Source organism: Burkholderia sp. HI4860 (genome assembly GCF_002223045.2).
Classification (GTDB): Bacteria; Pseudomonadota; Gammaproteobacteria; order Burkholderiales; family Burkholderiaceae; genus Burkholderia.
The window spans coordinates 331,229-344,259 of record NZ_NKFO02000003.1 but is presented as its reverse complement, the minus strand read 5'-3'; the positions used below and the strand labels follow the sequence as shown (position 1 = coordinate 344,259).

Annotated in this window: 10 protein-coding genes; 7 read left to right on the top strand and 3 right to left on the bottom strand. The window is 67.9% G+C overall.

Going from position 1 to position 13,031, the window contains the following annotated elements; translation table 11 throughout:
- Positions 1-19: 19 nt before the first annotated feature.
- Positions 20-1,540 carry a CoA-acylating methylmalonate-semialdehyde dehydrogenase gene (locus CFB34_RS16770; RefSeq protein ID WP_089439848.1) on the bottom strand — a complete coding sequence of 507 codons (1,521 nt, stop codon included), beginning with the start codon at positions 1,538-1,540 and terminating at the stop codon, positions 20-22.
- A gap of 119 nt (positions 1,541-1,659) precedes the next feature.
- Between CFB34_RS16770 and CFB34_RS16765 the strand changes: the two genes are divergently transcribed.
- The 7 genes from CFB34_RS16765 to CFB34_RS16735 all read left to right on the top strand — a co-directional run bounded on the left by CFB34_RS16765 (position 1,660) and on the right by CFB34_RS16735 (position 8,943).
- Positions 1,660-2,595 (top strand): LysR family transcriptional regulator, encoded by a 936-nt coding sequence (locus CFB34_RS16765; protein ID WP_089439849.1) that lies wholly within the window; start codon positions 1,660-1,662, stop codon positions 2,593-2,595.
- A 117-nt stretch (positions 2,596-2,712) separates the two neighbouring features.
- A complete protein-coding gene (locus tag CFB34_RS16760; RefSeq protein ID WP_006402122.1) occupies positions 2,713-2,940 on the top strand; it encodes a sulfurtransferase TusA family protein in 228 nt (75 codons plus the stop codon).
- A 196-nt stretch (positions 2,941-3,136) separates the two neighbouring features.
- Complete coding sequence (locus CFB34_RS16755; RefSeq protein ID WP_089439850.1) at positions 3,137-3,559, top strand: peptidase; 423 nt, start codon at positions 3,137-3,139, stop codon at positions 3,557-3,559.
- Between the two features lie 268 nt (positions 3,560-3,827).
- The gene (locus CFB34_RS16750; RefSeq protein WP_006490421.1) at positions 3,828-4,532 is read left to right on the top strand and encodes a response regulator transcription factor; all 705 of its coding nucleotides are present in this window, start codon (positions 3,828-3,830) and stop codon (positions 4,530-4,532) included.
- Entirely contained in the window at positions 4,529-5,893 is a 1,365-nt protein-coding gene (locus CFB34_RS16745) for a FecR domain-containing protein (RefSeq protein WP_089439851.1), read from the top strand. The genes CFB34_RS16750 and CFB34_RS16745 overlap by 4 nt, the downstream gene beginning before the upstream one ends.
- A gap of 10 nt (positions 5,894-5,903) precedes the next feature.
- Complete coding sequence (locus CFB34_RS16740; RefSeq protein ID WP_089439852.1) at positions 5,904-8,291, top strand: CHASE2 domain-containing protein; 2,388 nt, start codon at positions 5,904-5,906, stop codon at positions 8,289-8,291.
- A 37-nt stretch (positions 8,292-8,328) separates the two neighbouring features.
- Positions 8,329-8,943: a DUF4136 domain-containing protein gene (locus CFB34_RS16735; RefSeq protein ID WP_089439853.1), complete on the top strand. Its 615-nt coding sequence runs from the start codon at positions 8,329-8,331 to the stop codon at positions 8,941-8,943.
- Between the two features lie 60 nt (positions 8,944-9,003).
- Here the strand turns inward: CFB34_RS16735 and galU are convergent, their stop codons facing one another.
- Both galU and CFB34_RS16725 read right to left on the bottom strand, forming a co-directional pair.
- Entirely contained in the window at positions 9,004-9,888 is an 885-nt protein-coding gene (galU, locus tag CFB34_RS16730; protein WP_089439854.1) for a UTP--glucose-1-phosphate uridylyltransferase GalU, read from the bottom strand.
- Positions 9,889-9,975: 87 nt separating this feature from the next.
- Entirely contained in the window at positions 9,976-12,843 is a 2,868-nt protein-coding gene (locus tag CFB34_RS16725) for a valine--tRNA ligase (protein ID WP_089439855.1), read from the bottom strand.
- Between the last annotated feature and the right edge of the window lie 188 nt (positions 12,844-13,031).

Sequence of the window (13,031 nt, the reverse complement as noted above, 5' to 3'; positions counted from 1 at the left end):
GCGGCGTGCCGTCAGACGGTTACTTCGCGGTCGGCATCGCGAATTCGGCGCCCTTGCCGATGCTCGACGACCAGCGCTGCATCACCGACTTCTGGCGCGTATAGAAGCGCACGCCTTCCTCGCCGTATGCATGCATGTCGCCGAACAGGCTCTTCTTCCAGCCGCCGAAGCCGTGCCACGCCATCGGCACCGGAATCGGCACGTTGATGCCGACCATGCCGACCTGGATGCGCCGCGCGAACTCGCGCGCGATGCCGCCGTCGCTCGTGAAGCACGACACGCCGTTGCCGAATTCATGCGCGTTGATCAGGTCGACCGCTTCGCCGAAGTCCTTCACGCGCACGCAGCCGAGCACGGGCCCGAAGATTTCTTCCTTGTAGATGCGCATGTCGGGCGTCACGTGATCGAACAGCGTGCCGCCGGTGAAGAAGCCGGCCTCGCGGCCCGGCACCCGCAGCCCGCGGCCGTCGACCACCAGTTGCGCGCCTTCGTTCACGCCTTGCTCGATATAGCCTTCGATGCGCTTCAGCGCGTCGCCGGTGACGATCGGGCCCATCTCGACTTCCGGCGACATGCCGTCGCCGATCACCAGCTTGCGCGCGCGCTCGGCCACCAGCGGCACGATCTGGTCCGCGATGTCGCCCACCAGCACCGCGACGCTGATCGCCATGCAGCGTTCGCCGGCCGAGCCGTACGCGGCGCCGATGAGCGCATCGACGGCCTGCTCGAGGTTCGCGTCGGGCATCACGACGAGGTGGTTCTTCGCGCCGCCGAGTGCCTGCACGCGCTTGCCGGATTGCACGGCACGCTGCTGCACGTAGGCCGCGATCGGCGTCGAGCCGACGAAGCTGACGGCCTGCACGTCGGGGTGGTCGAGCAGCGCGTCGACCGCGCCCTTGTCGCCCTGCACGACGTTGAACACGCCGGCCGGGAGACCTGCCTGCGTGAGCAGGTCGGCGATGAACAGGGCCGCCGACGGGTCGCGCTCGCTCGGCTTCAGCACGAACGTGTTGCCCGTCGCGATCGCGACCGGGAACATCCAGCACGGCACCATGCACGGAAAGTTGAACGGCGTGATGCCCGCGACGACGCCGAGCGGCTGGCGCATCGTCCAGTTGTCGATGCCGGTGCTGACCTCGTCGGTGAAGTCGCCCTTCAGGAGCTGCGGCACGCCACACGCGAATTCGATGATGTCGATGCCGCGCGCGACTTCGCCTTGCGCATCGGAGAACACCTTGCCGTGCTCGGCCGTGATGATCGCCGCGAGGGCGTCGCGGTGCTCGTTCATCAGCTGCAGGAAGTGGTGCAGCACGCGCGCGCGGCGGATCGGCGGCGTCGCGGCCCAGGCCGGGAACGCGGCGTGGGCCGACGCGACGGCCTGCTGCACTTCGCTGTCGTCGGCGAGCGCCACGCGGCGCACCGCGCGGCCGAGCGCCGGGTTGAGGACGTCCTGGAAACGGCCGCTGCGGCCGGCGACGGGCGCGCCGTCGACATAGTGGCCGACGTCGGCGTCGGAGGTGTACGCGGGAACCGGATTCATCGTGTCTCCTGGGGGGGGATCTCGGGTGAGGGTGGACAGCGCCCAGTCTAGGCAAACGCGCAGGGCGGGAGAAGGCCGCGCAGCTTGATTCACTGTTCAGAATTCTGAATAATCACCGGATGAATCAGCAAAATGTCCAGGCGCTCTGGCCGCATATCCATTCGCTGACGGTGCTGGCCGCGGCCGGCAGTTTCACGGCCGCCGCGCAGCGGCTCGGCATCAGCAAGGCCGCGATGAGCCAGCGCATCGCCGATCTCGAAAAGGCGGCCGGCGTGCCGCTCGTGCGTCGCACGACGCGCAGCGTGCGGCTCACCGACGCCGGCCAGACGCTCGTCGACAGCACGCGCGACGCGTTCGAGTCGATCGGGCAGCACTTCGCGCGCGTGAAGGATCTGGCCGGGGAACCGCGCGGCCTGCTGCGCCTGACGGTGCCGGTCGCGCTCGGCCGCCAGCAGGTCGTGCCGCACCTGCCCGATTTCCTGCGGCAGCATCCGGGCGTGCAGATCGAGCTCGACCTGTCGGACCGGCTGCATTCGCTGACGCAGGAGGGCTTCGATCTCGCGATCCGCCATACGACCACCGCGCCGCAGACCCACGTTGCGTGGAAACTGTGCGACACGCGCTCGCTGCTCGTCGCGAGCCGCGACTATCTCGACGCGCGCGGCGCGCCGCGGCACCCGAGCGAGCTCGTCGAGCACAGCTGCCTGTGCTACCTGCGCGACAACGAGCCGGCCGCCTGGAGCTTCGAGCCGCACGGCCGGCGGCGCGAGCGCGTGAGCGTGCCGGTGCGCGGCAGCTTCGCGGCGAACAATAGCGAGGCGATGCGCGAGGCGGCGCTCGGCGGGCTCGGCATCGCGCTGCTGCCGGATTTCAGCGCGCAGCGCGATCTCGACGCCGGCCGGCTGGTCGCGCTGCTCGATGGCTGGCGGCCGTCGGGCGCGTTCGGCGACCACATCTTCGCGATCCGTCCGTACAGCCCGGTCGTGCCGAGCGCGGTGCGCGCACTCGTGCGGCACCTGCGCGAACGGCTCGCGGGCGGCTTCTCGGGCACTTGAGCCCGGTGTCCGTGGGCGTCGGGCTGCCGGCAGCGCGGGCAGGCACGACGGCGCTGCGGTAAAATCACGCCTTCTCTCCGCGCCTTGAACGGCGCGTCATTCGAAGGTCGACAGCCGATGCAGATTCACAAGGAAGTGGACGCGCGCGGGCTCAATTGCCCGTTGCCGATCCTGCGTGCCAAGAAAGCGCTCGCCGATATGGAAAGCGGGCAAATCCTCAAGGTGCTCGCGACCGATCCCGGCTCGCAGCGCGATTTCGCCGCGTTCGCGAAGCAGACGGGCAACGAGATCGTCGAATCGACGACGCAGGACAAGACCTTCGTGTTCCTGATGCGCCGCCGCTGACGGCCCGCATCACGCCGCCGGCAGCGCCTGGCGCCGGCCCCCCCTTTTCTGACAATTCTTAAACCTCGCTGCGTGATCGGCTGCGTATACTGACCCGGCCGGTCGTCCGCTCCCAGCGGATGCGCCGGCCACGGTACGTCGTACGGCGGGCACGGGGGCCATGCCTGACGCTACCGTCGTACAACGGGGAGAGGACATGTCCTTCAGACCAGGGACCATTCGAAGTCCGTCCGGAGCGGAACGCAGCGCATCGGGGCTGGGCCGTATCGAGCTCGATCCGCAACAGGATCGCCACGCGCGTGCCGCGCTGGAGGCCTACGCGGATTCCGCCGCGGCCGAGATGCCGTGGCTGGCCGAGTGGCTCGACGAACGGCTGCGCGATGCCGCGCAGGACGACGGCTCGGGCGCGACCTACTGCGGTGCGACGATCGAGCGCGTGTTCGATCTGGCGCAGGCGTGGGCGGCGAGCCAGCCGGATTACGCGGCCACCGCGTGGGAGCGCGTGCGCGGCCAGCTGCAGCGGATGCTGGTACAACCGGCGCGTCCGGAGCCGCTGTTGCCACGTGTGCCGGCCGACGATGTTGCCGAGCAGGTAGCGGGCATCACGGGCGCCGATTAGGCGCTCGATTGCGCGGCAGGAAGGATTATTCGAAGAAAAGACGGTAGTCCGCGCAATTTATTGGCGAATTTCATACTACTATGATGAAATCGCCGGTTCGTCCGTGCCCCGTTTTTGAGATATTTAGCCGGGGTCGCTGGTTTGCGCAGGTGGCGCGAGCGGCGAACGACGGCTCGCCGGCCGGTATCCGGAAGCCGCGCGCATGCTGCGCGGCCGGGTTAGGGCGGGGAGCTGAACAGGACGAATCGATTTCGATTTGCGGGGTGCTATGAGAATTGCTGTACTGGATGACGATCCGGCCCAGACGGATTTCGTCAGTCAAACGCTGACGGCCGTTGGCCATACGTGCTATGCGTTCAAGGAAGGCAAGGCCCTGAAGAAGCGTCTGCAGCGCGAGACGTTCGATCTGCTGGTGCTCGACTGGAACGTGCCCGACATGTCCGGCGAGGAGGTGTTGAAGTGGGTGCGTGCCAATCAGACCGAGCACAGCCTGCCGATCATCTTCATGACGAGCCGTGACGACGAGGCGGGGATCACGCAGATCCTCAACGCCGGCGCCGACGATTACGTGGTCAAGCCGGTGTCGGGCCCGATCCTGCGCGCGCGCATCGGCTCGCTGCTGCGTCGCGCGTATCCGGTCAACGCCGAGGCCACCGTTCGCGAATTCGATCAGTTCCGTTTCGACGTGAACCTGAAGCAGGCCTACGTCGGCGACAAGGCCGTGAGCCTCACGCAGAAGGAATTCGAACTCGCGCTGCTGCTGTTCCAGCACCTCGACCGGCCGCTGTCGCGCGCGCACATTCTCGATCTCGTGTGGAAGCAGGCGACCGACATTCCGTCGCGCACGATGGATACGCACATCTCGATGCTGCGCACCAAGCTCGGCCTGCGGCCCGAAAACGGCTATCGCCTCGCGCCGATCTACGGCTACGGCTACCGGCTCGAACGGGTCGGGCAGGGAGAACCGGAGTGACCACGGGAATCACGCAGCGCACGGCGAACCTGCGCACGGTCGCGCGGCGCGCAGCCTGCGCGGTCGCGTTTGCGTTCGCCGCGCAGCATGCGGCCGCCCAGCCGCCCGCGGCGGCGGCGGGCAAGACGGTCGTCTACCGCACGCAGGCGGGCGACACGCTGTACGGCGTCGCCGCGCGCTATCTGCAGGGCGCGGACGACTGGCAACTGCTTCAACAGATCAACGGCGTGCCTGCGCCGAAGCACCTGCAGCCCGGCATCGCGCTGAAGCTGCCGGTGGCGCGCCTGCGCAAGGAAAAGCTGACCGCCCGCGTCATCGCGGTGCAGGGCACGGCCGAACGCGCGTCCGGCGATGCTTTTGTGCCGCTCGCGAACGACGCGACGCTCGCCGAGGGTGATCGCGTGCGCACGGGCCCGAACGGCTTCGTGACGCTCGAGCTCGCCGACGGCACGCACATGAGCCTGCCGCCCGACAGCCAGCTTAACCTGAAGGCGCTGCGCCGCACGGTGCTGACCGGCACGCTCGATCGTGAGTTCGAACTCACGCGCGGCTCGGTCGACAGCGAAGTCACCCATCTGAAAAAACGCGACGACCGCTTCCAGATCCGGTCGCCGTCGGTCGTGGCCGGCGTGCGCGGCACGCACTTTCGCGTGAACTACGACGCGGCCGGCAATGCGTCGACGCGCGTCGAAGTGCTCGACGGCACCGTCGGCGTCGCGGGCGGCCGGAAGCCCGCCGATCCGACGCTCGTGCATGCGAATTTCGGCAGCGTCGCGACATCGTCCGGCGCGGTCGGCGCGCCCGTCGAGCTGCTGCCCGCGCCGGCGCTTGCGCATCCCGACAAGGTGCAGGACGAGCCCGAGGTCGCCTTCGACGTCGCGCCGCTCGCCGACGCGCATGCGTACCGCGTGCAACTCGCGCACGACGCCGGGCTGCTCGACCTGTTCCGCGAAACGCGCACCGATTCGCCGCGCGCGGTTTTCCACGACGTGCCGAACGGGAACTACTTCGTGCGGATCGCCGCGATCGATGCGAACGGCCTCGAGGGCCGGCCGCGAACGTACGCGTTCGAACGCCGCGTGATGGGGCTCGACGCGAGCGCGTCGCCCGGCGCCGGCGGCTACGAGTTCCGCTGGTCGCCGAACGGTTCGGGCAAGGGCGCGCGCTACCGGTTCGTGCTGTCGCGCTCGAAGGACCTGAGCGCGCCGGTCGTCGACCAGGTCGGCCTGCATACGCGCCAGATCACCGTCGCGCACCTGCCGCCGGGCGAGTATTTCTGGGCCGTGACCGTCGAGGAGTTCGAAGGCGGCAAGTTCTACGAGAAGACCAGTCCGGTCAGCGCGTTCACGCTGTCGCGCTGATCCGCGGCGCATGAAACCCGATTCCGTTTCTCCGCGGCGGCACCTCGGCCGCCGCTTCCTGATCGAATGGATCGCGATCGGCTGCCTCGGGATCGCGGTGATCCTCGCGTGCACGCTCGGCCGGCTGTCGGCGAGCGTCGACGGCCTGATCTACGACCGGCTGCTGATGCTGCGCAGCCTGCCGCTGTCACCCGACGTGGTCGTCGTCGACATCGACAACCAGAGCGTGTCCGCGCTCGGCCGCTGGCCGTGGCCGCGCGACGTGCATGCACGGCTGCTCGACACGCTGGCGCGCGCGCAGCCGGCCGCCGTCGTCTACGACGTGCTGTTTACCGAACCGTCGTCGGAAGATCGCGCGTTCGCGGACGCAATGACCCACGTGCCGACCTTCCTGCCCGTGCTGCTGAGCCCCGAGCAGGCGGACGGCACGCGCGCGGTCGATCCGCCGGTGGCCGCACTCGCGGCGCGCGCGGTCGGGCTCGGTCACATCAACCTCGAAGTCGATCGCGACGGTATCGTACGCAGCGTGGCGCTGTACGAAAGCGACGGCCGCGTGCGCTGGCCGCAACTGATGGTGCCCGTCTACCGCGCGATCCAGGCCGGCCGGCTGCACCCGGTCGGCGGCATGCCCGGCGCGGATGCGCACGACCTGTCGCGCGATGCGGCGGGCGAGGGCCGCTATCTGATCCCGTTCAGCCGCAACACGCCCGCGTATCCGACGCTGTCGTTCGACGACGTCCTCGAAGGGCGCGTGAAGCCCGACGCGCTGCGCGGCAAGATCGTCGTCGTCGGCGTGACGGCGTCGGGGCTGTACGACCGCTTCGCCACGCCCGTGTCCGGTGAGTTCGGGCCGCTCGCTGGCGTGTATATCCATGCCAACGTGCTCGACATGCTGGCGACCGGCAGTGCGATCTCGCCGGCGTCGCGCGCCGGGCTGTTCGTCGCGTCGCTGCTGCCGCTCGCCGTGCTGGTGGGCGGCTTCCTGATGCTGTCGCCGTGGCGCGCGCTGCTGCTCACGCTGAGCCTGGCCGCGCTGGCCGTCGTCGCGAGCATGGCGCTGCTGTTCGAGGCGCGCATCTGGCTGTCGCCGGCGCCCGCGATCTTCGGGCTGATCGCCGTCTACCCGATCTGGAACTGGCGGCGCCTGGAAATGACGATGTCGTACCTGCGCCGCGAGCTGCAGCGGCTCGCCGACGAGCCGCACCTGCTGCCCGAGGCGCCGCGCACGCGCAGCGTCGGCGGCGACGTGCTGGAGCGGCAGATGGCGCTGATGGCGCAAGCCGCGCAGCGCGTGCAGGACATGAAGCGCTTCGTGTGGGACAGCCTCGACAGCATGCCCGAGCCGATCTTCGTGACCGACCTGGCCGGCACCGTGCTGATCGCGAACCACGCGGCCAAGCGCTACGGGTCGCGCCTGTCGCTGCCGCTGCCGGAAGGGCGGCCGCTGCGCACCGCGCTCGGCGAGCTGACCTTCATGAAGACCGTCGACGGCAATGCCGAACACGACGCGACGATCCGCGAACACTGGCCGGCGGCACTCGACCCGACGCTCGAGGCCGAGCACGACGCGATGGCGCGCGGCATCGAGGTGCGCGATCGTGACGGGCTCGACCATCTGCTACGCTACGCGGCGTGTACGAACGCGCAGGGCCGCGTGACGGGCTGGATCGCCGGCCTCGTCGACGTGACCGAACTGCACGCCGCCGAGCGGCAGCGCGAGGAAGCGCTGCACCTGCTGTCGCACGACATGCGCTCGCCGCAGTCGTCGATTCTCGCGCTCGTCGAGATCGAGCGCGACCGCGCCGAGACCGATGAGATGCGCGGGCTGCTCGCGCGGATCGAGCGCTATGCGCACCGCGCGCTGTCGCTGGCCGACGAGTTCGTGCAGCTGGCGCGCGCGGAGTCGCAGGTGTACCAGCTCGAGGTGACGAGCCTCGTCGACGTGCTGATCGACGCGAGCGACGAGGTGTGGCCGCAGGCGCAGGCGAAGCACATTCGCGTCGACACCGACGTCGGCACCGACATGTGCTGGGTGCGCGCGGACCGCTCGCTGATCACGCGCGCGTTCGTGAACCTGCTGAACAACGCAGTCAAATACAGTCCGTCCGATACCGTGATCACGTGTACGCTGGCGGTCGAGCACGCGTCGAAACGGATGTTCTGTACGATTCGCGATCAGGGATACGGCATTGCGCCGGAAGATCAGCGGCATCTGTTCGAGCGTTTCAAGCGATTCCATGCCGGCGAGCGACCCGAAATCTCGGGCTCCGGGCTCGGCATGGCATTCGTGAAGACGGTCGTCACGCGCCATGGGGGCAGCGTGTCGGTCGACAGCGAGGTGGGTGTCGGCACCGCGGTGACGGTGTCGCTGCCCGCGATCGACGAGCCGTCCGCCTGACAGGGCCGGGCGCGACGGCAGGCATTTGGGGAAAGCCATGAGAAAGGAATGGGCAGCGACCGCGCTGGCGGCGTCGCTGTTGACGGGTTGCGCCGGCGTGACGAGCGGCGTGAGTGTGCTCGGGCAGCCGAACGCGTTCGCATCCGGTGCGCACGGCTACGATTTCGTGCGCACGGCCGCGCAGGCCGACGATGCCGAATACCGGCAGATCGAGACGCTCGTGCGCGACGAACTCGCGCACCGCGGCTTCGATGCGAAGCCGCTCGCGGCCGCGCGCTACCGATTGTCGATCGCGTATGCGACGCAGCCGGCCTCGGTCGCGGCGCGCGCCGACGGATGCGGGGCCGCGAGCAGCGCATGCGTGACGGTCGACGGGCCGGCGCCGTTCTCGCTGCCGTTCATGGGACGCGTGTATCGCCATGTGCTGACGCTGCGCTTCGTCGACGCGAAATCGGGCGCCGACGTCTACCGCGTATCGGCCGCGCTGCGCGATCGCGATCCCGGCACGCAGCAGGCCGCGCCGGCGCTCGTGAAGAGCGCACTCGCCAAGCTGCCGTTCGGCGACGGCGGCGGCTGGCTCGTCAAGACGAAAAAAGACGACGCGGGCGCGATGCCGGGCGTCGTCTCGGTGAAGCCGGCCGAAGCGCGCTGAGCGCCGGCCGGTGAGGTGAGGGCGGGCCCGCCGGAGCGGGCCGTCGTGCCCTTGCCGCGTTCAGGCGGCCGGGTGTGCGCCGTTGCGTGCGCGCAGGTACGCGTCGAACTCCGCGCCTACTTCCGCGTGGCGCAGCGCGAATTCGACCGTCGCCTTCAGGTAGCCGAGCTTGCTGCCGCAGTCGTAGCGCGTGCCCTGGTACTTGTAGGCCAGCACTTGCTCATCGGCGAGCAGCGCCTGGATCGCGTCGGTGAGCTGCAGCTCGCCGCCCGCGCCGGGCTTCAGCGCACGCAGGTGCTCGAAGATCCGCGGCTTCAGGATGTAGCGGCCGACCACGCCGAGGTTCGACGGCGCGACTTCCGGCGCCGGCTTCTCGACGATCGCCGACATCTTGACGATCGACTCTTCCCACTCCTTGCCGTCGACGATCCCGTACGACTTCGTCTCCGACGGCGGGATCTCTTCGACGCCGATCACCGAGCTGTGATAGTGGTCGAACACGTCGACCATCTGCTTCATCACGGGCGGATTGCCGTCGAGCAGGTCGTCCGCGAGGATCACCGCGAACGGGTTGTCGGCCACGAGCTTTTCCGCGCACAGCACCGCATGGCCGAGGCCGAGCGCTTCCGGCTGGCGCACGTAGAAGCAGTCGACATGGCTCGGCTTGATGCTGCGCACCAGTTCGAGCAGCTTTTCCTTGCCGCGCGCCTCGAGTTCGGCCTCGACCTCGTACGACTTGTCGAAGTGGTCCTCGATCGCGCGCTTGCTGCGCCCGGTGACGAAGATCATCTCGGTGATGCCGGCGGCGATCGCTTCTTCAACCGCGTACTGGATCAGCGGCTTGTCGACGACCGGCAGCATTTCCTTGGGGCTCGCTTTCGTTGCCGGGAGGAACCGCGTGCCGAGACCAGCAACGGGGAACACTGCCTTGGTAACTTTCAACATGATCGAACCTTTATTCCTGTAATCGACTTGTCAGATGGTCTATGTTCACGTCCCCATTATAGTGAACGCAAACGACCTTACCCTTTGTTACGCAGGCAACCGATCGAGCTGCGCGCGCAGTTTTTCTAGCGTGCTCTGGAATTCCGCGACGCGCTTCTGCTCCTGTTCGACCACGGCCGGCGGCGCTTTCGCGACGAATGCCTCGTTGCCGAGCTTCGCATTGCACTTCGTGATCTCGTTCGTCAGGCGCGTGATTTCCTTCGACAGGCGCTCGCGTTCGGCCGCGACGTCGATCTCGACCTTCAGCACCAGCTTGTTCGGCCCGACGATCGCGATCGGCGCGCCGTGCGCTTCCTTGTCGAGCGTCGCTTCGTCCGCGAGGATCTGCACTTCCGACAGGCGCGCGAGGGCCTGGACGTACGGCGCGAACGAGCGCAGGCGCTCGGCATCGCCGGCTGCCAGCAGCGGCACCTTGGTGGCCGGCGACAGGTTCATCTCGCCGCGCAGGTTGCGGCACGCGTCGACGATCGCCTTCAGGTCGGCCGCCCACTGTTCGGACACCTCGTCGATCTTCTGCAGGTTCGCGACCGGGTACGCCTGCGTCATCAGCGACGCTTCGCCTTCCGCCAAGCCCCGCGGATACCGGCCGGCGAGCGGCGCGACCTTCTGCCAGAGCGCTTCGGTGATGAACGGGATGATCGGGTGCGCGAGGCGCAGCACCGTCTCGAGCACGCGCAGCAGCGTGCGGCGCGTCGCGCGCTGCTGTTCCGGCGTGCCGTTCTGGATCTGTACCTTCGCGAGCTCGAGATACCAGTCGCAGTACTCGTCCCACACGAACTTGTAGATGCTGCTGGCGATGTTGTCGAAGCGGTAATCGGCGAAACCCTTCGCGATGTCGGCCTCGGTGCGCTGCAGCAGCGACACGATCCAGCGGTCGGCCGCCGAGAAATCGAGGTAGCCGCCCGGGCCGCAATCGCCCGCGCCGCAGACTTCCGGCTTGTCGCTGCCGCAGTCGTGGCCTTCGCAGTTCATCAGCACGAAGCGCGTGGCGTTCCACAGCTTGTTGCAGAAGTTGCGATAGCCTTCGCAGCGCGCGAGGTCGAAGTTCACGTTGCGGCCGAGCGTCGCCATCGACGCCATCGTGAAGCGCAGCGCGTCGGTGCCGAACGCGGCGATGCCGTCCGGGAATTCCTTGCGCGTCTTCTTCTCGATCGTCGCGGCCTGCTTCGGGTTCATCAGGCCCGTCGTGCGCTTCGCGACCAGCGTGTCGAGGTCGATGCCGTCGACGATGTCGATCGGGTCGAGCGTGTTGCCCTTGCTCTTCGACATCTTCTGGCCTTCCGCGTCGCGCACGAGGCCGTGCACGTAGACGGTGTGGAACGGCACCTTGCCCGTGAAGTGCGTGGTCATCATCACCATCCGGGCGACCCAGAAGAAGATGATGTCGAAGCCCGTGACGAGCACCGACGACGGCAGGAAGTGCTTCAGTTCAGGCGTTTCGTTCGGCCAGCCGAGCGACGAGAACGGCACGAGCGCCGACGAGAACCACGTGTCGAGCACGTCTTCGTCGCGCTTCAGCGCACCCGTGTAGCCCTTCGCGGCAGCCTGCGCGCGCGCTTCTTCCTCGTTGCGCGCGACGAACACCTCGCCGTTCTCGCCATACCACGCGGGAATCTGGTGGCCCCACCACAGCTGGCGCGAGATGCACCAGTCCTGGATGTTCTCGAGCCACTGGTAGTAGGTGGTCGTCCAGTTTTCCGGGACGAACTTGATCTGGCCGCTGCGCACGACGTCGAGCGACGTTTCCGTGATCGACTTGCCCGGATTGAACGTGCCTTCCGGCGCCGGCTTCGTCATCGCGACGAACCACTGGTCGGTCAGCATCGGCTCGATCACGACGCCCGTGCGGTCGCCGCGCGGCACCATCAGCTTGTGCGGCTTCACCGAGTCGAGGAAGCCCGCTGCGTCGAGGTCGGCGACGATTGCCTTGCGCGCGTCGAAGCGGTCGAGGCCGCGATACTGCTCGGGGCCGTTGTCGTTGATCTTCGCGTCGAGCGTCAGGATCTCGATCGGCGCGAGCTTGTGGCGCTGGCCGACCTGGTAGTCGTTGAAGTCGTGCGCGGGCGTGACCTTCACGACGCCCGTGCCGAACTCGCGATCGACGTAGTCGTCGGCGATCACCGGGATCTCGCGGCCCGTCAGCGGCAGCGTGACGAGCTTGCCGATCAGGTGCGCGTAGCGCTCGTCTTCCGGGTGGACCATCAGCGCGACGTCGCCGAGCATCGTTTCCGGGCGCGTCGTGGCCACGGTCAGCGAACCCGAGCCGTCGACGAGCGGGTAGCGGATGTGCCACAGGTGGCCATTTTCCTCTTCGCTCACGACTTCGAGGTCGGACACGGCGGTCAGCAGCACCGGATCCCAGTTCACGAGGCGCTTGCCGCGGTAGATCAGGCCCTGTTCAAAGAGCGTGACGAATACGTCGCGCACGGCGGCCGACATCTTGTCGTCCATCGTGAAGTATTCGCGCGACCAGTCGGTCGATGCGCCGAGGCGGCGCACCTGGCCGGTGATCGTCGAGCCCGATTTTTCCTTCCATTCCCACACGCGTTCGACGAACTTCTCGCGGCCGAGGTCGTGGCGCGATACGCCCTGTGCATCGAGCTGGCGCTCGACGACGATTTGGGTCGCGATCCCCGCGTGGTCGGTGCCGGGCACCCACAGCGTGTTCTCGCCGAGCATCCGGTGGTAGCGGGCGAGGCCGTCCATGATCGTCTGATTGAACGCGTGGCCCATGTGCAGCGTGCCCGTCACGTTCGGCGGCGGCAACTGGATCGCGAAATCGGGGCGGGCCGGGTCGAATGCCGGGGCGGCGTAGCCGCGTTTTTCCCACTCCGGCCCCCATTGGGACTCGATGGTGTGGGGCTCGAAGCTCTTCGCAAGCGTGTTGTCGCTCATGTTGGAAATCTGCCGAAAAATGCGTGAATTGGATGCCGAATCTGACAATTATAAATGGATGCACATCGACCAGCCATCGCCGTGCCGGCGCGGGCCTCGCGGGACGCCGCAACAGCGCGTCCGTGACGTGCCGGCGAACGGATCGGGAACGGCATCGCGCGGCCGACTTATAATGTCGGGTCCGCATT

Bases quoted from the DNA above. Each gene is read 5' to 3' on its own strand.
- CFB34_RS16725 (WP_089439855.1), bottom strand. From the start codon at position 12,843: ATGAGCGACAACACGCTTGCGAAGAGCTTCGAGCCCCACACCATCGAG.
- CFB34_RS16760 (WP_006402122.1), top strand. From the start codon at position 2,713: ATGCAGATTCACAAGGAAGTGGACGCGCGCGGGCTCAATTGCCCGTTG.
- CFB34_RS16765 (WP_089439849.1), top strand. From the start codon at position 1,660: ATGAATCAGCAAAATGTCCAGGCGCTCTGGCCGCATATCCATTCGCTG.
- CFB34_RS16750 (WP_006490421.1), top strand. From the start codon at position 3,828: ATGAGAATTGCTGTACTGGATGACGATCCGGCCCAGACGGATTTCGTC.
- CFB34_RS16735 (WP_089439853.1), top strand. From the start codon at position 8,329: ATGAGAAAGGAATGGGCAGCGACCGCGCTGGCGGCGTCGCTGTTGACG.
- galU (WP_089439854.1), bottom strand. From the start codon at position 9,888: ATGTTGAAAGTTACCAAGGCAGTGTTCCCCGTTGCTGGTCTCGGCACG.
- CFB34_RS16755 (WP_089439850.1), top strand. From the start codon at position 3,137: ATGTCCTTCAGACCAGGGACCATTCGAAGTCCGTCCGGAGCGGAACGC.
- CFB34_RS16740 (WP_089439852.1), top strand. From the start codon at position 5,904: ATGAAACCCGATTCCGTTTCTCCGCGGCGGCACCTCGGCCGCCGCTTC.
- CFB34_RS16770 (WP_089439848.1), bottom strand. From the start codon at position 1,540: ATGAATCCGGTTCCCGCGTACACCTCCGACGCCGACGTCGGCCACTAT.